Here is a 19,847-nt window from a genome sequence, read left to right as displayed (position 1 = left end):
CACTCAAGTCCCCCCTCGGGATCAGAAGTTCGGACCACAGATTCGAAAAACAGTCCGAGCCGCGTGATCGTACACCGAGCCAGGGCAACAGAAAGGGCCGCTCCCTGGAAACAGGGAGCGGCCCAGGCGCCCCAAAGGGGCGCGGGGAACTGCGCGATCAACCACAGACAGCCGGCAGTCGACGGACTACCAACAGCCCCGAGTGACTAGTCGCCATTACCGGGCGTCGGCGTCGTCTTCTGAATCTGCATCAGGAACTCGGCGTTCGACTTCGTCTGCTTCATCTTGTCGAGGAGCAGCTCCACCGCCTGCTGCTGGTCAAGCGCGTGCAGCACCCTCCGCAGCTTCCAGACGATGGCAAGTTCGTCGTTGGCGAGCAGGATCTCTTCCTTACGGGTGCCGGACGCGTCCACGTCCACCGCCGGGAAGATCCTCTTGTCCGCGAGCTTCCGGTCGAGCTTCAGCTCGGCGTTGCCCGTGCCCTTGAACTCCTCGAAGATCACCTCGTCCATGCGGGACCCGGTGTCGACGAGAGCCGTCGCGAGGATGGTGAGCGAGCCGCCGTCCTCGATGTTCCGGGCCGCACCGAAGAAGCGCTTCGGCGGGTACAGCGCGGTCGAGTCGACACCACCGGAGAGGATGCGACCGGAAGCCGGCGCAGCCAGGTTGTACGCACGGCCCAGACGCGTGATGGAGTCGAGCAGCACGACCACGTCATGGCCGAGCTCGACGAGCCGCTTGGCCCGCTCGATCGCCAGCTCCGCAACCGTCGTGTGGTCCTCGGCCGGGCGGTCGAAGGTCGAGGAGATGACCTCGCCCTTCACCGACCGCTGCATGTCGGTGACCTCTTCCGGACGCTCGTCGACCAGGACGACCATCAGGTGGCACTCGGGGTTGTTGTGCGTGATCGCGTTGGCGATCGCCTGCATGATCATGGTCTTGCCGGTCTTCGGCGGGGCCACGATCAGACCGCGCTGGCCCTTACCGATCGGCGCGACGAGGTCGATGATGCGGGTGGTGAGGATGCCCGGGTCCGTCTCCAGACGGAGGCGGTCCTGCGGGTACAGCGGCGTCAGCTTGTTGAACTCCGGTCGGCCGCGCCCGGATTCGGGCGCCATGCCGTTGACGGAGTCGAGACGGACCAGCGCGTTGAACTTCTCGCGGCGCTCGCCGTCCTTGGGCTGACGGACCGCACCGGTGACGTGGTCGCCCTTGCGCAGGCCGTTCTTGCGGACCTGGGCGAGGGAGACGTACACGTCGTTGGGACCCGGCAGGTAGCCCGACGTACGGATGAAGGCGTAGTTGTCGAGGATGTCCAGGATGCCGGCGACCGGGATCAGGACGTCGTCCTCGGTGATCTGCGGCTCCTGGCCCATCTCGTCGCGGCCACGACGGCCACGGCGGTCGCGGTAGCGCCCGCGCCGGCCTCGACGGCCGCCCTCGAAGTCGTCGTCGTCCTGAGGGCCGTTGTCCCGCTGCTGGCGGTCCTGACGGCCGCCGCCCTGCTGCTGGCCCTGCTGCCGCTGGCCGCCCTGGCCCTGCTGGTCGTCGCCCTTGCCGCGACGGTCGCGGTCACGGCCGCGGTCCCGGCGGTCGCGGCGCCGGCCCTCGCCGCCGTCGGCGTCGGACTTGGCGTCGCCCTGCGCCTGCGGGGCGGGCGTCTCGGCCTTCGGCTCGCTCTTCGCCTCGGCGGCGACCGTCTCGGGGCTGCCCGCCTCGGCGGTGGCACGGCGACGGCGGCGCTCGGGGGCTTCCTCTGCCCCGCGCTCGGCTTCGGCGCGGGCGGTGCCCCCGGCCGGCTGGCCGGGAATCTCGATCTGCTGCTGGGCCACGGCCTTCTCGGCCGGAGCCTCGGCCTTCTTCTCGGCCTTCTTCTCGGCCTTCTCGGCGGGAGCTGAGTCCTCGCCGGTACGCGCCTTCGAGGTGGCGCGGCGCTTGGGCTTGGTCTCGGTGGCTGCCTCGGCGGACTTGGCCGGGGCACCCCCACCCGCCTGCGCCTCCTTGATGACCTCGATCAGCTGGCTCTTGCGCATGCGCCCTGTGCCCCTGATACCGAGGCCGGATGCGACCTGCTGCAGCTCGGCCAGCACCATGCCCTCGAGGCCGGTACCGCGGCGCCGCCGGGAGCCGGCACCGGTGGCAGGCGCGGAGGCGTCCGTGGCGGGCGCGGCAGCGGTCTCCTCGACACGTGCGCCCATCAGATCGGTGGTGTCGCTCACGAAGGGTCCTTCCCTGGAGCGGACGTCGGCCTGTCTGGCTCGGCGACCGGTTGTGCTGTCCGGCTTCGGTCCTTGCTGTGTGGACCGTGCCGGGGCGGTGGTCCGCCAAAGAGGCGGAGGAAATGGGTGATGGCGCTTCCCGGAGCTGTGGCACTGAGTGTCGGTGTCACAAGGCTTGGTCGCACCTATTCCGGAGCGTGCCCGGCCAGTCGCTCAGTGCCCGCGTACGAGGTACGGCCCGCGTACGCCGTACGGAACACAGTGCGGCTTGGGAGGCTCCCGGAAGGATGTCTGTCCCGGACGGGGACACGAAGCACCTCGCCATGGTGGGGTCGGGTGCAGACTTGAGGTTAACACTACCGGATCCAACAAACATTCCCCCTCTCGAAATCCGGCAACCGTGTGTCAGGTCGCAAGCGGCAGCACGCTCGCTCCCTGGGCGTCGAGCTCCAGCCGGTTCGCGGCCCAGCCCTCGCCTGCCAGATCGGCCACCTTGTCGGCGCTGTCGTCATCGGCCAGCGCCAGCACGGTGGGGCCCGCTCCGGAGATCACCGCGGGGATCCCATCGGCCCGCAGCCGCTCCACCAGCGCCGCGCTCTCCGGCATGGCCGGTGCGCGGTACTCCTGGTGGAGGCGGTCCTCGGTGGCGGGCAGCAGCAGCTCGGGGCGCCTGGTCAGGGCCTCGACGAGCAGGGCCGCTCGGCCCGCGTTGGTGGCGGCGTCGACGTGCGGCACGGCGCGCGGGAGCAGACCGCGCGCGGTCTCGGTGAGGACCGGCTTACCGGGCACGAAAACCACCGGAACGATGGAATCGGCGGGCTCCATCCTGATCGCGCGCGCGGATCCCGCCTCCATCCAGGAGAGCGTGAATCCGCCGAGCAGACAGGCGGCCACATTGTCGGGGTGGCCCTCGATCTCGGTGGCGAGCTCCAGGAGGGCCGGGTCGTCGAGCTTGGAGTCCCCGCCTATGGTCACGGCGCGTGCCGCGACGATGCCGGCGCAGATGGCGGCCGACGAGGAGCCCAGGCCACGGCCGTGCGGAATGCGGTTGGCGCAGACGATCTCCAGGCCGCGCGGCTGCCCGCCGAGCAGATCGAAGGCGGTGCGCAGGGACCGTACGAGAAGGTGGCTTTCGTCACGCGGGAGTGTCTCGCTGCCCTCACCCGCGATGTCGATGTGCAGCCCGGAGTCGGCCACCCGGACGACGACGTCGTCGTAGAGCCCCAGCGACAGGCCGAAGGCATCGAAGCCCGGGCCGAGGTTGGCGCTGGTGGCGGGGACGCGCACCCTCACGGCGGCGGCGCGGAAGGCTGGACCGGCCATCGCTCGATGACTCTCCTTGAGCTGCGTGATTGTCGAAGACATTCGATGACGTACGAGGAACCCTGCGGGCTGCTCCCGGCCTGACGGACGGACGCTTCCGACGCCGCTGTCGGGCCACGGAGACGGCGCGGCACCGTGCCGATGGGCGGCATATGCGGCAGGCGGGTTCAGTACAGCCTATCGAAGGAAGGTTCTGTGGCGACATAGGGCGCACAGGAGGCGCACGATGCGTGTCGTAAGCCCCTTGTGCACCCCCTGTCGGGTTACCCCTCCGGGCCGCTGATCAGGCGAGACCGAGACGCTCGGCCGCCGTCGCCGCGTCGACCGGGACGGTGACGGGCTGCGGGGCGCCGGCGACGGCCCAGTCGGGGTCCTTCAGGCCGTTGCCGGTGACCGTGCAGACGATCGTCTGCCCCGGGTCGACCTTGCCCTGCTCGGCCGCCTTCAGCAGGCCGGCCACGGACGCGGCCGAGGCGGGCTCGACGAAAACGCCCTCCTGAGCTGCCAACAGCCGGTAGGCGCGCAGGATTTCACGGTCCGTCACCTCGTCGATGAACCCGCCCGACTCGTCCCGCGCGGCCAGGGCGTACTGCCAGGACGCGGGGTTGCCGATACGGATCGCGGTGGCGATGGTCGAGGGGTCCTTGACGATCTCGCCGCGCACGATGGGCGCGGACCCGGAGGCCTGGAAACCCCACATGCGCGGGGTCTGCTTCGAGACACCGTCGGCCGCGTACTCCCTGTAGCCCTTCCAGTACGCGGTGATGTTGCCCGCGTTGCCCACTGGGAGGACGTGAATATCAGGGGCGTCGCCCAGCATGTCCACAATCTCGAACGCGGCCGTCTTCTGCCCCTCGATCCGTACCGGGTTGACCGAATTGACCAGCGCCACCGGGTAGTTCTCGCTCAGGGCTCGAGCGAGCGTCAAGCAGTCGTCGAAGTTGCCGTCGACCTGGAGGATCTTCGCGCCGTGGACGAGCGCCTGGCCCATCTTGCCGAGCGCGATCTTGCCCTGCGGCACAAGAACGGCCGAAACCATCCCCGCCCGTACGGCGTACGCGGCCGCGGAGGCGGACGTATTGCCCGTGGAGGCGCAGATGACGGCCTTCGCGCCCTCCTCCTTGGCCTTGCTGATGGCCATGGTCATACCGCGGTCCTTGAAGGACCCGGTGGGGTTCGCGCCCTCCACCTTGAGGTGGACCTCGCAGCCGGTGCGCTCGGAGAGCACCTGCGCGGGCACGAGGGGGGTGCCGCCCTCGCGGAGCGTCACGACCGGCGTGGTGTCGGACACCGGGAGGCGGTCCCGGTACTCCTCGATGATGCCGCGCCACTGGTGGGTCATTGCTGGTTACTCTCCTTCAACCCGCATGATGCTGGCGACACCCCGCACGGTGTCGAGCTTGCGCAACGCCTCGACGGTTCCGCCGAGGGCCGCGTCGGACGCACGATGGGTGACGACGACGAGAGAGGCCTCGCCGTCCTTCCCCTGCTGCCGAACCGTATCGATCGAGACACCGTGCTCGGCGAACACGGTGGCCACCTGGGCGAGAACACCCGGTTTGTCGGCGACGTCGAGGCTGATGTGGTAGCGCGTGACGACCTCGCCCATGGACGACACGGGCAGTGCGGCGTACGCCGACTCGCCGGGCCCGGTGGCGCCGTTGATCCGGTTGCGGCAGACGGCGACGAGGTCGCCGAGGACGGCGGAGGCGGTCGGGGAGCCGCCGGCGCCGGGGCCGTAGAACATCAACTGCCCGGCGGCGTCCGACTCGACGAACACGGCGTTGTACGCGCCGCGCACGGAGGCGAGCGGGTGGGTGAGCGGGATCATCGCGGGGTGAACGCGCGCGGTGACCGAGCCGCCGTCCGCGGCCCGCTCGCAGATGGCGAGCAGCTTGATGGTGCAGCCGATCTGCTTGGCGGCGGCGAAGTCGGTGGCGGTGACCTCGGTCATGCCCTCGCGGTAGACGTCGTCGAGGCGCACGCGCGTGTGGAAGGCGATTCCGGCGAGGATGGCGGCCTTGGCGGCGGCGTCGAAGCCCTCGACGTCGGCGGTCGGGTCAGCCTCGGCGTATCCCAGGGCGGTGGCCTCGTCGAGGGCCTCCTGATAGCCGGCCCCCGTGGAGTCCATCTTGTCGAGGATGAAGTTGGTCGTGCCGTTGACGATCCCGAGCACCCGGTTGACCTTGTCGCCGGCGAGGGACTCGCGCAGCGGGCGGATCAGGGGGATGGCGCCGGCGACGGCGGCCTCGTAGTAGAGGTCCTTGTTGCTCGCCTCCGCCGCGGCGTGCAGATCGGCGCCGTCCTGGGCGAGGAGGGCCTTGTTGGCGGAGACGACGGAGGCGCCGTGCTCGAAGGCGGTGGTGATGAGGCTCCGGGCGGGCTCGATCCCGCCGATCACCTCGACGACGACATCAATGTCGCCGCGTTTGACGAGGGCGGTGGCGTCGGTGGTGATCAGCTCGGCGGGAATCCCTTCACGGACCTTGGAGGGCCGCCGTACAGCGACTCCCGCCAGCTCCACCGGGGCTCCGATGCGGGCGGCGAGGTCGTCGGCGTGCGTCGTCATGATGCGCGCCACCTCTGAGCCGACCACTCCACAGCCCAGCAGCGCCACCTTCAGCGGACGCGTACGCATCATCCGACCTCGTTTCCTCATACCGTCTTCGGTTGGACCAGTCTCACTCACCGGAATGGAGTTTCTATGCATCGTCCGGATCCTGAGACATCTATTTCATTTTTCCAGGGGCGGATCACAGGAGATCTTCCGCCCCCGGCTCTGCGCTGCTCAGCCGACGTCGAGACGCAGGAGGTCCTCCTCCGTCTCCCGGCGGACGATCACCCGGGCCTCGCCGTCCTGCACGGCGACGACCGGCGGGCGGAGCACGTGGTTGTAGTTGCTGGCCATGGAACGGCAGTACGCGCCGGTGGCGGGGACCGCGATCAGGTCACCCGGTGCCAGGTCGGACGGCAGGAACGCGTCCTTCACGACGATGTCGCCGCTCTCGCAGTGCTTGCCGACGACGCGGGCGAGCATGGGCTCGGCGTCGCTCGTGCGGGAGACCAGGGCGACGCTGTACTCCGCGTCGTACAGGGCCGTGCGGATGTTGTCGGACATACCGCCGTCGACGGAGACGTACGTACGCAGCCCGTCCAGGGGCTTGACGGTGCCGACTTCGTACAGCGTGAAGGCGGTGGGCCCGACGATGGCCCGCCCGGGCTCGACGGAGATACGGGGGGTGCTGAGGCGGGCGGCCTCGCACTCACGGGTGACGATCTCGGTCAGCGCCTTGGCGATCTCGTGCGGTTCGCGCGGATCGTCGTCACTCGTGTACGCGATGCCGAGCCCACCCCCGAGATCGATCTCGGGCAGCTCGACGTCGTGCTCGTCACGGATGTCCTTCAGCAGACCCACCACCCGGTGGGCGGCGACCTCGAAGCCGGACATGTCGAAGATCTGCGACCCGATGTGCGAGTGAATCCCGATGAGTTCGAGCCCGTCGAGCTGAAGGGCACGCCGTACGGCCTCGGCTGCCTGTCCCCCGGCGAGCGGAATCCCGAACTTCTGGTCTTCATGGGCCGTAGCGATGAACTCGTGCGTGTGCGCTTCCACGCCGACGGTGATACGGATCTGCACGCGCTGCCGCTTGCCGAGTTCCTGCGCGATGTGGGCGACGCGGACGATCTCCTGGAAGGAGTCGAGGACGATACGGCCGACGCCTGCCTCGATGGCCCGGTGGATCTCGTCCGTGGACTTGTTGTTGCCGTGGAAGGCGATGCGGTCGGCGGGCATGCCGGCGGAGAGGGCCGTGGCGAGCTCACCGCCGGAGCAGACGTCGAGGTTGAGCCCCTCCTCGTGCAGCCAGCGCACGACGGCCCGGGAGAGGAAGGCCTTACCGGCGTAGAAGACGTCGGCGTCATGGCCGAAGGCGGTACGCCAGGCACGCGCGCGTGCACGGAAGTCGGCCTCGTCGAGGATGTAGGCGGGGGTGCCGTGCTGTTCGGCGAGGGTCTTCACGTCGATGCCGCCGACGGTGACTGTGCCTTCGACGTTACGTCCGACGGTCTGTGCCCACACCTTGGAGTCGAGGGCGTTGAGGTCGGTGGGCGGCGCGGTGTAGTGGCCCTCGGGAAGGACGTCGGCGTGACGGGGCCCGGCGGGGTGTGCGGAACGGCTCATGTCGCGTTTCTTTCAGAGGTGGTCGGGTGCGTCGATACCGAGCAGGGACAGGCCGCCGGCCAGCACCGCCCCGGCGGCTTCGGCGAGCGCGAGCCGGGCACGGTGGGCGGCCGAGGGTTTCTCCTCACCGATCGGCAGCACGGTGGGCACAAGGGCGAGGACAGCATCGGCGACGGTGACGAGGTGCCGGGCGAGACGGTCGGGGGCGCGGTCCTCGGCGGCTGCGGCGAGGATGCGGGGGTGGTCCGCGAGCGTACTGAGAAGGCGGGTGACGTCGGGGGTCGGCCCGGGTTCGGCGCTGAACCCGAGGTCGGCGGCGTTGCGGCTGAGCGCCCGGGTGCGGGCGTGCGCGTAACGGACGCGGAAGAGGGGGTTGCCCTCGCGCTGGACCAGATGCTCGTCGGTGATCCGGGGCCGGTCGTGGGCGGCGGGGTGCAGCAGCGCCCAGCGGGCGGCGTCGGGGCCGAGGGGGAGGGGGTCGGCGGGGGCGGGGACCGGGCGCACGAAGCAGGCCGGTGACCCGGGGCTGCCCACGCCGTCGACGCGTACGTCGAGGATGTCGCTCCACTCGGGCTCGGGGCGGGCCTCGCAGCCGGTGCGGACGACGGCACCCTGCGAACGGAGGATGCGGGCGGTGGCGTCCATGACGACGACGGCACGGACCTCGTGCGGGGCGTGCAGCGGCAGGAGTGGCTGATGGTCAGGCCCCTCGGCGTGCCCATAACGCTGCCCGCGCCGCAGGATCTCCTCGACGAGGGCCACGGGCGCGGCACTGCGCAGGCTGATGTTGAGGAACCCGGGCCCGGTGACGACGACATCGGAGACGGCGGCCGTATCGATGAGGTACGGCCGAAGGATCTCGGCGACCCGCAGCGGCGGCTGCCCGGCCGGGCGGGCGAGCTGAAGGGCGATGTTGGTGGCGTAGTCACCACAGCCACCGGCACCGGGAGCCGTCACGACAGCCCGCTCCGGCACGGTCACGCTCAGTTCCCCCTCATCGACAGCACGACGCACTGCGCGCAGCACGGTGCGGGAGAGCTCGACGGGGGTCACGGGACAAGCGTATGGGAGGAGGGGGGTGGGTAGGCGAGGCGGTTTGGGGAGGGTCCGGGATGTGGACGGGGGTGGGACGGAGGTGAGATGGAGGGGGATGGCGGTGGGACGGAAGTGGGATGCAGGGGATGACGGTGGGACAGAGTCGGCCGGCGTTGGGACGGAGCCGAGAGCCACACCTGCCGCCCCTTCGATCAGCCGCCGGCCCGCCCGGCCCGCTCGGTCTCCCCCATACCGAGGACGTTCCCGAACAGGGGCCCGCCCTCCCCCTGCGCTCGCCCGCTCCGCTTCCGCTCGATCAACTGACGTACGAGCGCTACGAGTTCGGCGGGTTCGAAGGGTTTGGCGAGGAAGGCGTCGACGCCGATGTCGAGGCCGCCGTCGACCTCGTGCTGTGTACAGGCGCTGACGATGGCCAGCGGCAGATCACGGGTCCGCGGATCGGCACGCAGCCGGGCAGCGGTCCGCAGCCCGTCGAGTCGCGGCATGACGACATCCAGGGTGACCACATCGGGCCGCACCTGATGAATGACATCCAGACACTCGGCACCGTCGGCCGCGGTCACGACCTCGATGCCCTCCAGCTCGAGATTGACCCTGATCAGCTGCCGGATGACCTTGTTGTCGTCGACAACAAGCACCCGGCCCGATGCGCCTGGCACAACTCGAGAGTAGGTCCGGACCGGCCACCGCGTCCGGGTTTTCCCCACTTCCACCCCGTGCGGGCGACGTCCTCCCCCCGCGGAAACCGTTCATGAACACCCCGAAGGAGCTGATAGGGTTCTACCCGTCGCCGCGCAACGCGCCCGACACGCCCCCGTAGCTCAGGGGATAGAGCAACGGCCTCCGGAGCCGTGTGCGCAGGTTCGAATCCTGCCGGGGGCACTGCAGGTCAGAGGCTAAAAACAGCACCTGACCAGCGCAGATGCCAATTCGGAACGACTGCAGCCATGCGCAGTCTTACGCCAGCGAAAGCTGCCGTAGGACACGCACTGTGGGCTATTTGTGGGTTCGGACATCGGACCACAATTCGGTCAATCCGCCACATAAGAAACGCCCCGAGGTGTGCACCTCGGGGCGTTCGGTGTGATCATCGTCACTCGTATTCGAGCAGCAGATCCTCGATTCGTTTGTTGGCCACGGCGTGCCTTCCATGCAGACACTTCGCATATCGGGCCAGTAGCACCTCCACGGTGTTGCCGGCCCGCTCGGCGACCTCTGTGGGATCGACGCCAGCATTCAGCCACGTGGACAGCGCCGAGTGGCGCAGGTCGTACGGGCGGTCGGCGAGGGGGCTCGCGACGAGTTCCGGCGGCAGGCCGAACTCGCGGGCTTCCGCCCAGACACGCGAGTAGGTCGAGGAGCCGACGAGTCCGCCGCGCTCGTTGAAGAAGAGTCTGCCGTCGTCGGCTGTACCGAAGGTGTCGATGCTGTCCTGCCAGATCGCCACGAGACCGGGCGGCAGCGGCGTCGGCCGCACGACTCTGGGATCGCGGTTCTTCAGTCCGCGGTCGTCGTGCACCTCACCCGTCTTGGTCCACTTTTTCCCTGCCGTCGGCCGGGTCCGGTGGAGGTTCGCCACGCCCCAGCCCTTCTTGGGTAGGTGGCAATCCTGGATCGCGACGCCGACGGTTTCGGCCGGACGCATTCCGGCGTAGTACATGCCGGCGAACATTCCGACCAGGCGCCTGCCCCTGGCCCGGTCGTAGCCGCCTATGTAGGAGACGGCGTCGATCAGATTGCTGGCCTGCTTCGGGTTGGCCACTACCCTGGGGTCGACAGGCACAATCCTCGCCGGTGTCTCCCAAGGGACGGCGTGGACGGGGTTGTCCTCGAACTCGCCGCGCTCCGTGGCGTAGTTGAGGGCATTGACGAGGATCTTGCGCTTGCGCTTGACCGTTTCACCCGCAGCCGCTTTACCGTCGAGTTTCAGTTTGAGTGCGTCCAGCACGCCGCGCATGACCGCAGGCTGGGCCAGATCGGAAAGTGGGGGAGAATTCTCCGCCACCCAGTCGATGACGACTCGCGCCTCTGGCGGAACATCTCGCTCACCTGGACCGGGAAGGACGAATGCCCAGTCCCGCAAGGCCCGCTGCATGGCTATATCCGCCGGACGTCCCGGTCTCTTGGGCATGAGCGCCTTCGTGACCGCGGTCAAGCCTTCGCTGATGTCATCCCGATAATTGGGTGCCGCGTGCGGCCACTTCATGCGCAGGTATTCCAGCGCGAAGGCATACCAAGTGAGAGCAGGCGGCTTTTCTTCCATAGAAGGAGGAAAGCCTGTCTCATCATCGAACAGCTCGCCGGACTCCTGGGCCATAGCCAGCTGTGAACGCAGTTTGTTGGCGAGACCTTGCGTGCGCCGTGTACGCGAGAATGGGCGACCTCCCACACTCCAGCGCAACTCGTAGGCATCTTTGCCTTGGCGCCGCTTGGGCCGGACACCCCATATTCGAACGTCGCTGGTCTTCAAGCTGCGTTTTCCTCTCTTTCTTGCAGCCATTCCATGAACACGCTCCGCCATACACGCAACTCCCCGTTCGGGAGCTTCAGGGCAGCAGGACCGGTGCCCATCTCTCGCCACCTGTAAAAGGTCCGTCGGGACGTCCCTTTTAGCGCGTCCAGGATCTCCGGAACAGTCATTAGCTCATCGCCCTTATGTTTTTGCGCATGGGGTATCCCGGAAAGGCGCATGCAGGATTCCTTACAGGGTGGTACAGAAACGGAGACGGACTGCGGTGAGCGGGGGTGGGTGGATCAGGCGTGGGGTCCTTCAGGTCGTGAGGTTGGTCCGGGCGGGTTACCAGGTGCTAGCCGCAGCTAGGGCACCAAGGAGGCTGTTCGCTTCATGTCCACCGCCAAGCAGCCAGAGCGAACACCATCAATAGTCCCGACGATCCCCGGTTTCGCTAACCGGGGATCGTCGGCTATATATCGCCCTGCGGCCCGGTGGGAACGTGCCGTCAGCGAGCCACCCGGTACACGCGGAGGGCGGGTGTGACGCCGTCCGTTTCCAGCATGAGGAGCCTCTCCTCGGTGAGTCGGCTGAGGCTGCGCTCCACAACTCGCTCACGGGCACCGAGGGCGCGGGCAATGTGCCGCGTGGCCGCGCCGGGGTGGACAGCGACATGCGCGAGAACGGCTCGGTCACGACGGAAGTCGCGTTGCAGCAGGTCTTCGGCAAGGAGTCCGGCCGCGCAGACACAAAGGCACAGCGCGGTAGCCAAGGCAGCGTGGTCCTGGCGTTGCTGAGCGGTGAAGGCGTTGAGGGCGCCGAGAGTGAAGAGGATCGGGGCGGTGAACCGCAGGGATCGAAGTGTGCCGTTGGACAGGTGGGCTCCATTGGTCGGACCTCAGGGAGGCAGGGGTCAGCATGCAGGCCAGCTAGCGTCAGCGCACGAGGCGCGACTGCGTTCGCCAGAGCCACGAATACCCGCGCCCCTTCGCTGACCTGGTCTTTTCGGGGACGTTGTACGTTGACATGATCCCAGAGGAGGGTCCAGTCCGTTGGGGCTCTTTCTCGTCTGCCGTGAGCTGAAGTGTCCGCCGACATCGAACCCAGTCCGTGGAGTTCCTTGCCATCCAGCGCAGTCGTCGCAGGTCACGGCGTTGGTGAGCGGGGACGGCCTCACCAACGCCCTTGCCAATCAAGTTAGTCGCCGCAGGTCAGCGCAGGGCGGACGACTGGATTCGCTGTCCAAGGACATGAAGCTTTCCGGCAGACACTCACTCACTGCTTGTCCCGTCTCTGTCGATCTGGGCCCTGTCTCAAGTGATCTGGTCCGATTCGCTCGTCGTGTCAGATGATCTGGTTCGCCGCGAGCGGTTGAAGAGGCTGTGGACAAAGATCGCGCGAGCGGCAGACTGGCCCCATGACCGCATCGGATCCCAAGGCTGACCATGCCGGGCGGCCGACCGCGCCATACGCTCAGCATATGTCCGATTTCATCTCCGCAGGCGCGTCAGCCGAGGATCTTCCCGCACCGGCCGAGGGCCTGCTGCTCACGCACTTCCTCACGGTCGGCGACGTCCCTCGCTCGCGGGCGTTCTACGCCGATGTGCTGGGCGGGCAGGTGGTGCTGGACGAGAACCCCTGCATCATCAAGGTCGCCAACAGCTGGATCATCATGAACCCCGGCGGCGGGCCCACCGACGACAAACCCGAGGTCGTCCTGCGCACACCGGAGGACCCCCACACCGTCTCCAGCTTCCTGAACGTACGGGTGGCGGACATCCACGACTTCTACGCCACGGCGAGCGCCAAAGGGGCCGAGTTCCTCACCCCGCCCATCGACTGCCGCGCCGAGCTGCGCTGCTACATGCGCGACCCGGACGGCTACCTCATCGAGGTGGGCCAGGCCACCGGGCTGCTCAAAGGCATCCTGGCGCGCACCGGCACCGAACCTGACCGCTGAACGGCGCCTCACGAGAGAGGCATCCCTCATGGCACACCAGCAGATCCCAGGTCTCGATCCGGCCGCGACGCCCAGCGGAACCGGGTGCGTGGAGTGCTTGGCGGGGGACGGACCGGGGTGGTGGTTCCACCTGCGGCGCTGCGCCGCCTGCGGGCACATCGGATGCTGCGACTCCTCGCCTGCGCAGCACGGCACGAAACACGCACGCGAGGCCGGACACCCCCTGCTGACCAGCTTCGAACCGGGTGAGGACTGGTTCTGGAACATCGAGACCGATCAGTACTACCAGGGGCCGGAGCTGGCCCCGCCCACCGCGCACCCGGCCTCGCAGCCCACTCCGGGCCCCCGGGACAAGGTCCCTGGGGACTGGGAGCGGCAGCTCCACTGACCGCGCTCGATCGTTGGACTCTCCGGTCCGGGAGTCAGATCTGCCGGACCGGGTCCATGGTGCCTCCGGGGCACGCGAGCGCCGCGATGTCCCATCCGGCGCGTCCGGCCCCGGCCCGGTAGGCGCTTTCGTAAAAGGCGAGGACGGCGGCACGGGGATCGGTCATTGCCTCAGCAAGGTAAGGACGGGACACCTGGTGGCTGCGCCGAACTATCCCCTTGGATCAGTTCCTCGGCGCTCTGGTCGAGCAGTTGCTGGATGACTGCATCAGCCGATGCCTCCCCTCTGGGGGCGCCCCGGCCCAGCCCCGCGCAAACCGGTCCCTTGGTCCCTCGGCATCCGGTGGCCCACGGCTGACTATCTCGATGCCGGCTCTCCTAGCTGATACTTCGCCGCGGAGGGCACCGCCGGCCTCGGGCTGCATCACCGTCTGACACGGCGCGCTGCACATCGCATTCGCGTACTTCGCGGTGGCGCCGCAGCCCGAGGCCGGCGCTCACGGTGGAGCGACCAGATATCCCGTACGAGCCGATCTCCGCCTACGGAATCCACGACACTCCCCGCATAGGATCCGGACCTGACCGGGTACCGACACGAGGCTGGGGGACATGGTGGGTGCAATGAGAACGGTGGCGGTCTACTCGCTGGGCGGCACGATCGCCATGACCACCGATCCCGCGACTGGTGGGGTCGTGCCAGCCCTGTCCGCGCACGATCTCCTCACCGCAGTCCCCGGTCTGGACGCGCGCGGTATCGAATTGCGAGTCCATGACTTCCGCCGGGTACCCGGCGCCTCACTCACCTTCGACGACCTCACTGAACTCGGCACCGCGATCGACGAGATCCTCAACCGTGGCGACGTCGACGGAATCGTGATCACGCAGGGCACCGACACCATCGAGGAGACCGCCTTCTTCCTCGACCTGCGTCACGGCCACGACGAGCCGGTCGTCGTCACCGGCGCTATGCGCAACCCGACCATGGCCGGCCCTGACGGACCCGCGAACCTGTACGCGGCCGTCATCACGGCCGCTGACCCGCGGCTGCGCGGAGCCGGGGCGCTAGTCGTCCTGAACGACGAGGTCCACGCGGCACGGCATGTCCGCAAATCCCACACCACCAGTCCTGCGGCGTTCATCTCGCCGGGGGCGGGCCCCATCGGCCGCGTTGCGGAGGATCACGTGCGGCTGCTTTCGCCCCCGCCCCGACGTCTCGGAGTCCTAAAGCCTCCCGGCCGCAAGGTACGCGTGGGCCTGTACACGATCAGCCTCGGAGACGACGGCACGCTGCTCGCAGCGTGGGACGGTCGTTGCGACGGACTCGTCATCGCCGCCTTCGGTGTCGGCCACGTCCCCCAACGGCTTGTGGAAACACTTGAGCGATTCGCTGCATCTATCCCTGTGGTCCTTGCCTCGCGCATCGGCAACGGCCCTGTCCTGACCGAGACGTACGGCTTCTCAGGTTCGGAGAAGGACTTGATCGGCCGCGGCCTCATCCCGGCCGGCGACCTCGGTCCGTACCAGTCACGGCTCCTGCTGCACGCCCTGCTCGCCCAGGAGGCTGACCGGGAAATGATCGCTGGCACCTTCGCCGCGTTGTCGAACTGCCCCCAATAGGCAACCAGCCCCAGAGACACCGCATGACCTGCACCGTCGACGCCGCTCCGGTGAGCTGGCCTTGCGCGTGGGAGCTGGGCACGTGCCGACGTTTTTACCGTGCTTCTGCTGATCACCACTCGGCTGCCTCACTCTGCGCCATAGTCTGCCGAGCATGGACCTCACGGTGTGGGCGCACGACCTGGCCGAGTCTCTCCTGGCTGACCCCCTACCGCGCCGCTGGGCACATTCTCAGGGCGTTGCCGCAAGGGCGGAGTCTCTGGCGGCAATCCTCGGTGAGGATGCCGAGCTCTTGTGGGCGGCTGCGATGCTGCACGATATTGGCTATGCGCCGTCGCTGGCCGTGACCGGGTTCCATCCGCTCGACGGGGCTCGCTGCCTCCGCGACAACTCGGCTGCGGAGGAACGTCTAGTACGGCTGGTCGCCAATCACTCGTGCGCTGTGCTGGAGGCCGAAGAGCGAGGGCTGCGGGAAGAGCTGGAAGCCGAGTTCCCAGTCCTCGAGCGCGGTGAGTTGGTGGACGCGTTGGTCTACTGCGACATGACGACCGCGCCGACCGGCGTGCCGACCACGGTTGATACCCGTTTGGCGGAGATCCTCAGTCGGTACGGCCGCGACAGCGCCGTCGGCCGCTTCATCCGCCGTGCCGAAGCAGACCTACGCGCTGCCGTGCACAGAGTCGAAGCCCGGCTCGCTGAGGCGGAACGGTAGGGCAGCGATCGGGGCTTATAGCCGACGGGAGAGGACGCCCCGTCTGCTTCCAAACGGATCTGCCATTGAGCGTGCTCCAATGACAATTGCGGCAGTGATATCACCTCAGGGATAGGGAGTCAGGCCGCCTGTGGTCCATGGTGGTCCTCCGCCACCTGCTGGGCTGCTGTCGGATTGCTTGGGTACCTGTGGATGCGCCCGGTGAAGTCGGCGAGCGATCCGTTCAGTTATGGGAGATCGCGTCGATGCCCTAGCTCTCCCGCCCGCGAGAGGTCACAGCTATGCCCCGGTTGTCCGGAGATTCGCCCTATGCGTTCACTGTCCTGCCCTCGGTCGAGGCGGTGCCAGCGGCGCGAGACCGTGTTGTCAACCGCGCGCAGCGGCTTGGGCTGGCCCTGGATGAGGAACTGAGCAATGACTTGCGGTTGCTCACTGGGGAAGTGGTCGCGAACTCGGTCAAGCACACGCAGGCCGCGTGCGTGGTATCCGTGCAGTGGACCGGAGAGCGGCTGCGTGTGGAAGTCACTGACGTTGACCCCAACTTGGTACGTCCGTCCCAGGCCGAGGCGATGGACGAAAGCGGGCGGGGTCTCTTCCTCGTTGACGCATTGGCAACCGAGTGGGGCTCACAGCCTTGTACAGCGGGGAAGAAGACTTGGTTCGAACTGGCAATCCACGCTTCCGTAGAGGAGACCGCAGCCGTAACCGCCTCACACGCTGATGAGGATCGCGCGCCAATAACCGGTGCATCCACACGGATCGAGCATCAAGCAGCCTGAGCTGCCCCAACCCAGGCCGGCATCCACCCTTACGCACCGCTGTTGGCACACCTACGGCGTCGGCCAGTACAAGATCCTCAAAATTCCGCCGCACCCGGGTATGGAGTCGGTAGCTTGGGCAAGCGGGCGCCCTTTTGCGGGGTACTGATGAGTCCGTGAACTGGTCATACCTGTCAGGCGGCTTCGGGCCCCTCCGGGGCGAAGCTGAAGGTGACGGTCGTAGGAGAGTGCCGGTGATCGAGCACGATCAAGAAGCTGGCCAGCAGACGCCGGTGCGCTTCGGTGCGCAACTCCTCCCGCCCCTGGGCCAGGGCCGCGTCAGCAAGGTCGTGTGCGGGCTGGTCGGCGACAGGCGGCCGGTGGCGCTCACCTGCAACGAGGATCGCTCGGTCGCGGTGTGGGACATGGGCGATCACCGGCAGACGGGCCGTCCTATCAAGCCCCGCGGTCATGATCCGGTATGGGGCGTGGCCTACGGTGAATTGCACGGGCGGCACGTCGCGGTCCTAGTGGGTGGCGGTCTGTGGGTGTGGGACCTGAGCGAGCGGCGGCAGCTCGGCCGCGCCCAAGTCCAGCCCCATCCGCCGGGGCGCCGCGCGGGCGCCGGGCAGTGGGCCGTGGCCTGCACCCAATTGGACGGTCGGCTGGTGGCCGTGAGCGGCGGCTATGACTGCACCGTACGGATCTGGGACGTGGCCACCGCCACGCAGCTGGGCGAACCGCTGTGCGGTCATACCGGCGTCATCCGGTCGGTGGCGTGTGGAGTGCTGCACGGCCAGCCGATCGCCCTGTCGGCCGCCGAGGACGAGACCATACGAGTCTGGGACCTGGAGCGGCGCGAACAGATCGGCCGCACGCTCACCGGCCACACCGGTCCCATCCGGGCGGTGGCATGTGGACTGCTCGACGGGCGTCCGATTGCCGTCTCCGGCAGCAGAGACCGCACGCTACGGCTGTGGGATCTCGCGGCTCCCGACCCGGCAGGCATGCCGCTGCACGGTCACACCAAGGACGTGGACGCCGTGGCGCTCACCACGGTCGCCGGACGGACGGTCGCCGTCAGCGGCGGCGAGGACGTACGGGTGTGGGACCTGCGGACCGGCCGCCAGGTCGGACCGCCCCTGTTCGACGGCCGGGACATTGCCCAGGTCGAATCGCTGGCCTGCGGGACGCTGTACGGCCGCCCCATCGCGCTCGCGGTCAACGGCAGTGATCGGATACGCGTGTGGGATCTAGAGGAGCACCGCCGCACAGCCTCCCTCGAACGCGTACGGATTGCCGACGAGTTGCCGGCGAGCTGGACTGATCCGGCAACGGGCGATGTCTACGACCTGACCCGTCCCCTCGTCGACCAGGATGGCGGCACGTGGGAGGTTGTGGACTACGACGGCTTCGAGCCGATTGTGTGCGAGCATCCGCTGGAGCCACGCGTCACCTTGGGTATCGCCGACGCGCACGCCGAGTACGGCTTTGACGAGGCGGTCACTCCGGGGCCGAAGCGTCGCAAGCCGGCGCGCACCACGCACTCCATCCATCGGCAGTACTTCGAGTTCCAGGTCCTGGACGAGGACCGGGTCCTCTCGGCCGAGCAGCTCGCCGATCTCGCCGACCGCTACCCGAAAGCGAAGCTCAGCCCGACCAGGATGGTGTGGGACCACGACCCCTGGGACGACGAGGAGGACAGCGAGCCCGGCCGGCTGTTCGGTGAGCGGGAAGTCGACGAGCTGCTGTGTTCCTCCTTCGATGCCTTCCTGGAGTTCCAGGCGTACGGCCTGCGATGCCTGATGTTCCGGCTGCCGACAGCGCGGCTGGGGCTGGAAGCCGTCACACCCTTTGTCTTCGGCAGCCGCGTCGGCCACGGTCTCTCAGCGCGGGTGCGTGGCGCCGACCTGCTGGTCAGCTTCGATCACATGGAGGCCGACGGCGAACTCGCCCACTGGCGGGAACGGCCCAACACCTGGCTCAAGCCACTCCTCCCCCTGCGTGCGGACCTCGCGGGCGGCGACCTCTCGGCGGCCTACCTGGGCTGGCTCAAAGCCGCCCAGGAGTCAAAAAACCGGGACGACCTCGTACCTCCGCCACGACCGGTGACACTCCGGGAGATGTCCCCACAACTGAGGAAGCTGGCCACCTTGCTACATCTCGACCGCTGGGCCCGAAGGCGTCTCCCGTGACGCGACACGGCAGCGAACTCCAGTAGTTGCCAGGTGAGCCGGGCCGCATCCTCTGTCGGCCTCCAGGACCAGTCGGCGTTCGTCCACACGCTCAACCGCCTCCGGCCTGGCCACGAGCCGCCTGGTGCCCGCACTCCTGGAGCAGCACCAGCAGGCAGACGGGACCGTAGCGGTGTGCCGGACGTGCTGCGGAAGTGGATCCCGAGCATCCTGGCAGCTGCGCACCGGAGACCAGGAAGACGCCAGTAAGCGCGGCGAGGGCGGCGTCGAGTTGCTCGTCGGCGACCCCAAGGGCGGTGGGATGTGCCGCGAACAGGGTGGTGGCGTCGTGGCCGTCGGCTTGCTCACGCTGTTCCTCTTCTCCGACACCACGGAGCACGACGCTCCCACGCGGATCCGTGTGGACTCGCACCTGGACGTCCCCTCACGCCTGGAGGCCCCGGTCGGCGGCGAAGACAGCGAGGTCAGCGCCGCGAGAGAGCCGTCGACGCAGAGCCACGAAGCTGGTGATGGATGCTAGGCCGCAGCATCGGCCCGGTGAGTTCTGGCGGAGCTTGCAGGCCATCCAGCAGTTGAATGATCTTGTCGATGTTGGTCAGCTTGCGGGCTCCGGACTCGAGCATCGACAGGAAGGCTTGGCTCAAGCCGGTGAGTGCGGCTATGTCGTCTTGGCGGATCCCACCGTGCTGTCTGATCAGCTGGCACATACGCCCGAATTCTCGGTTGACCAAGGCTTGCCGGACATCGGGTAACTGCCAGACGCCCATGGGGACGCTGCACGCGGTCCGTTCCTGGTGCCGGTTGTCGCGACTGCAACCGGCACACAGGTCTTCCCTGTTGTACCGGCTCAGACGGCACCGGCAGAGGCTGCAGAGGCGGGTGACGCCAGCAGGCGTGGGCGTGCTTCTCACGGCGCTCACGACGATGTGCTCCGTGCCCGACGGCGAGAGGGCGGCATCTGACGAGCGTCGAGACGGGTAGTCACTGC

At 68.1% G+C, this 19,847-nt stretch carries 18 protein-coding genes, 1 tRNA gene and 2 pseudogenes; 8 read left to right on the top strand and 13 right to left on the bottom strand.

The genetic code is table 11. The annotated features are described in order from the left end of the window. Positions 1-206: 206 nt before the first annotated feature. The 7 genes from rho to QQY66_RS34800 all read right to left on the bottom strand — a co-directional run bounded on the left by rho (position 207) and on the right by QQY66_RS34800 (position 9,485). Positions 207-2,219 (bottom strand): transcription termination factor Rho, encoded by a 2,013-nt coding sequence (gene rho, locus QQY66_RS34830; protein ID WP_301984294.1) that lies wholly within the window; start codon positions 2,217-2,219, stop codon positions 207-209. Positions 2,220-2,624: 405 nt separating this feature from the next. Continuing rightward, positions 2,625-3,542, bottom strand: coding sequence for a homoserine kinase (gene thrB / locus QQY66_RS34825; RefSeq protein ID WP_301984293.1), 918 nt, complete (start codon positions 3,540-3,542; stop codon positions 2,625-2,627). 283 nt (positions 3,543-3,825) lie between these two features. After that, complete coding sequence (thrC, locus tag QQY66_RS34820) at positions 3,826-4,884, bottom strand: threonine synthase (RefSeq protein WP_301984292.1); 1,059 nt, start codon at positions 4,882-4,884, stop codon at positions 3,826-3,828. Between the two features lie 6 nt (positions 4,885-4,890). Continuing rightward, positions 4,891-6,183, bottom strand: a complete 1,293-nt coding sequence (locus QQY66_RS34815; RefSeq protein WP_301984291.1) for a homoserine dehydrogenase — start codon at positions 6,181-6,183, stop codon at positions 4,891-4,893. A 147-nt stretch (positions 6,184-6,330) separates the two neighbouring features. Continuing rightward, positions 6,331-7,722, bottom strand: coding sequence for a diaminopimelate decarboxylase (lysA, locus tag QQY66_RS34810; protein ID WP_301984290.1), 1,392 nt, complete (start codon positions 7,720-7,722; stop codon positions 6,331-6,333). Between the two features lie 12 nt (positions 7,723-7,734). Then, the gene (gene nrtL, locus QQY66_RS34805; RefSeq protein WP_301984289.1) at positions 7,735-8,775 is read right to left on the bottom strand and encodes an ArgS-related anticodon-binding protein NrtL; all 1,041 of its coding nucleotides are present in this window, start codon (positions 8,773-8,775) and stop codon (positions 7,735-7,737) included. 194 nt (positions 8,776-8,969) lie between these two features. Continuing rightward, positions 8,970-9,485 carry a response regulator gene (locus QQY66_RS34800; protein ID WP_301984288.1) on the bottom strand — a complete coding sequence of 172 codons (516 nt, stop codon included), beginning with the start codon at positions 9,483-9,485 and terminating at the stop codon, positions 8,970-8,972. A 103-nt stretch (positions 9,486-9,588) separates the two neighbouring features. Between QQY66_RS34800 and QQY66_RS34795 the strand changes: the two genes are divergently transcribed. After that, positions 9,589-9,660 (top strand) — tRNA-Arg (locus QQY66_RS34795). Positions 9,661-9,871: 211 nt separating this feature from the next. Here the strand turns inward: QQY66_RS34795 and QQY66_RS34790 are convergent. The 3 genes from QQY66_RS34790 to QQY66_RS34780 form a co-directional block, all read right to left on the bottom strand. Continuing rightward, complete coding sequence (locus QQY66_RS34790; protein ID WP_301984287.1) at positions 9,872-11,248, bottom strand: site-specific integrase; 1,377 nt, start codon at positions 11,246-11,248, stop codon at positions 9,872-9,874. Then, positions 11,245-11,418: an AlpA family transcriptional regulator gene (locus QQY66_RS34785; protein ID WP_301987600.1), complete on the bottom strand. Its 174-nt coding sequence runs from the start codon at positions 11,416-11,418 to the stop codon at positions 11,245-11,247. The genes QQY66_RS34790 and QQY66_RS34785 overlap by 4 nt, the downstream gene beginning before the upstream one ends. A gap of 320 nt (positions 11,419-11,738) precedes the next feature. After that, positions 11,739-12,002, bottom strand: coding sequence for a MarR family transcriptional regulator (locus tag QQY66_RS34780; RefSeq protein ID WP_301984286.1), 264 nt, complete (start codon positions 12,000-12,002; stop codon positions 11,739-11,741). A 708-nt stretch (positions 12,003-12,710) separates the two neighbouring features. On the opposite strand from QQY66_RS34780, the gene QQY66_RS34775 reads away from it, so the two are divergent. Both QQY66_RS34775 and QQY66_RS34770 read left to right on the top strand, forming a co-directional pair. Then, positions 12,711-13,190: a VOC family protein gene (locus tag QQY66_RS34775; RefSeq protein WP_301984285.1), complete on the top strand. Its 480-nt coding sequence runs from the start codon at positions 12,711-12,713 to the stop codon at positions 13,188-13,190. 28 nt (positions 13,191-13,218) lie between these two features. Next, positions 13,219-13,578, top strand: a complete 360-nt coding sequence (locus QQY66_RS34770; protein ID WP_301984284.1) for a UBP-type zinc finger domain-containing protein — start codon at positions 13,219-13,221, stop codon at positions 13,576-13,578. A 34-nt stretch (positions 13,579-13,612) separates the two neighbouring features. Here the strand turns inward: QQY66_RS34770 and QQY66_RS34765 are convergent. Beyond that, positions 13,613-13,738 (bottom strand): annotated as a pseudogene (locus tag QQY66_RS34765) (DUF5996 family protein); the annotation flags it as partial. Between the two features lie 460 nt (positions 13,739-14,198). Between QQY66_RS34765 and QQY66_RS34760 the strand changes: the two are divergent. From QQY66_RS34760 to QQY66_RS34745, 4 genes are all read left to right on the top strand, one after another. Then, positions 14,199-15,194, top strand: a complete 996-nt coding sequence (locus QQY66_RS34760) for an asparaginase (protein ID WP_301984283.1) — start codon at positions 14,199-14,201, stop codon at positions 15,192-15,194. Between the two features lie 154 nt (positions 15,195-15,348). Further along, positions 15,349-15,906, top strand: a complete 558-nt coding sequence (locus tag QQY66_RS34755; RefSeq protein WP_301984282.1) for an HD domain-containing protein — start codon at positions 15,349-15,351, stop codon at positions 15,904-15,906. 281 nt (positions 15,907-16,187) lie between these two features. Next, positions 16,188-16,685, top strand: coding sequence for an ATP-binding protein (locus tag QQY66_RS34750; RefSeq protein WP_301984281.1), 498 nt, complete (start codon positions 16,188-16,190; stop codon positions 16,683-16,685). 233 nt (positions 16,686-16,918) lie between these two features. After that, positions 16,919-18,859 carry a WD40 repeat domain-containing protein gene (locus QQY66_RS34745; protein WP_301984279.1) on the top strand — a complete coding sequence of 647 codons (1,941 nt, stop codon included), beginning with the start codon at positions 16,919-16,921 and terminating at the stop codon, positions 18,857-18,859. 91 nt (positions 18,860-18,950) lie between these two features. Here the strand turns inward: QQY66_RS34745 and QQY66_RS34740 are convergent, their stop codons facing one another. Next, positions 18,951-19,238 (bottom strand): hypothetical protein, encoded by a 288-nt coding sequence (locus QQY66_RS34740; RefSeq protein WP_301987788.1) that lies wholly within the window; start codon positions 19,236-19,238, stop codon positions 18,951-18,953. Between QQY66_RS34740 and QQY66_RS34735 the strand changes: the two are divergent. Continuing rightward, positions 19,200-19,295, top strand: a pseudogene (locus tag QQY66_RS34735) (phytanoyl-CoA dioxygenase); the annotation flags it as partial. The gene QQY66_RS34740 and the pseudogene QQY66_RS34735 sit on opposite strands and share 39 nt — an antisense overlap. Positions 19,296-19,323: 28 nt before the next feature. On the opposite strand, the gene QQY66_RS34730 reads toward QQY66_RS34735, so the two are convergent. Further along, entirely contained in the window at positions 19,324-19,626 is a 303-nt protein-coding gene (locus QQY66_RS34730) for a helix-turn-helix domain-containing protein (protein ID WP_301984277.1), read from the bottom strand. Positions 19,627-19,847 lie beyond the last annotated feature (221 nt).

This window comes from Streptomyces sp. DG2A-72 (assembly GCF_030499575.1).
Taxonomy (GTDB): Bacteria; Actinomycetota; Actinomycetes; order Streptomycetales; family Streptomycetaceae; genus Streptomyces.
Note: the sequence above shows the minus strand (reverse complement) of the source record. Positions and strands in the feature narration are given on the sequence as shown.

Coding starts and splice junctions, on each gene's coding strand:
- thrB (WP_301984293.1), bottom strand. CDS start 3,542: ATGGCCGGTCCAGCCTTCCGCGCCGCCGCCGTGAGGGTGCGCGTCCCC.
- thrC (WP_301984292.1), bottom strand. CDS start 4,884: ATGACCCACCAGTGGCGCGGCATCATCGAGGAGTACCGGGACCGCCTC.
- QQY66_RS34815 (WP_301984291.1), bottom strand. CDS start 6,183: ATGATGCGTACGCGTCCGCTGAAGGTGGCGCTGCTGGGCTGTGGAGTG.
- lysA (WP_301984290.1), bottom strand. CDS start 7,722: ATGAGCCGTTCCGCACACCCCGCCGGGCCCCGTCACGCCGACGTCCTT.
- QQY66_RS34785 (WP_301987600.1), bottom strand. CDS start 11,418: ATGACTGTTCCGGAGATCCTGGACGCGCTAAAAGGGACGTCCCGACGG.
- QQY66_RS34775 (WP_301984285.1), top strand. CDS start 12,711: ATGTCCGATTTCATCTCCGCAGGCGCGTCAGCCGAGGATCTTCCCGCA.
- QQY66_RS34770 (WP_301984284.1), top strand. CDS start 13,219: ATGGCACACCAGCAGATCCCAGGTCTCGATCCGGCCGCGACGCCCAGC.
- QQY66_RS34760 (WP_301984283.1), top strand. CDS start 14,199: ATGAGAACGGTGGCGGTCTACTCGCTGGGCGGCACGATCGCCATGACC.
- QQY66_RS34755 (WP_301984282.1), top strand. CDS start 15,349: ATGGACCTCACGGTGTGGGCGCACGACCTGGCCGAGTCTCTCCTGGCT.
- QQY66_RS34750 (WP_301984281.1), top strand. CDS start 16,188: ATGCCCCGGTTGTCCGGAGATTCGCCCTATGCGTTCACTGTCCTGCCC.
- QQY66_RS34730 (WP_301984277.1), bottom strand. CDS start 19,626: ATGGGCGTCTGGCAGTTACCCGATGTCCGGCAAGCCTTGGTCAACCGA.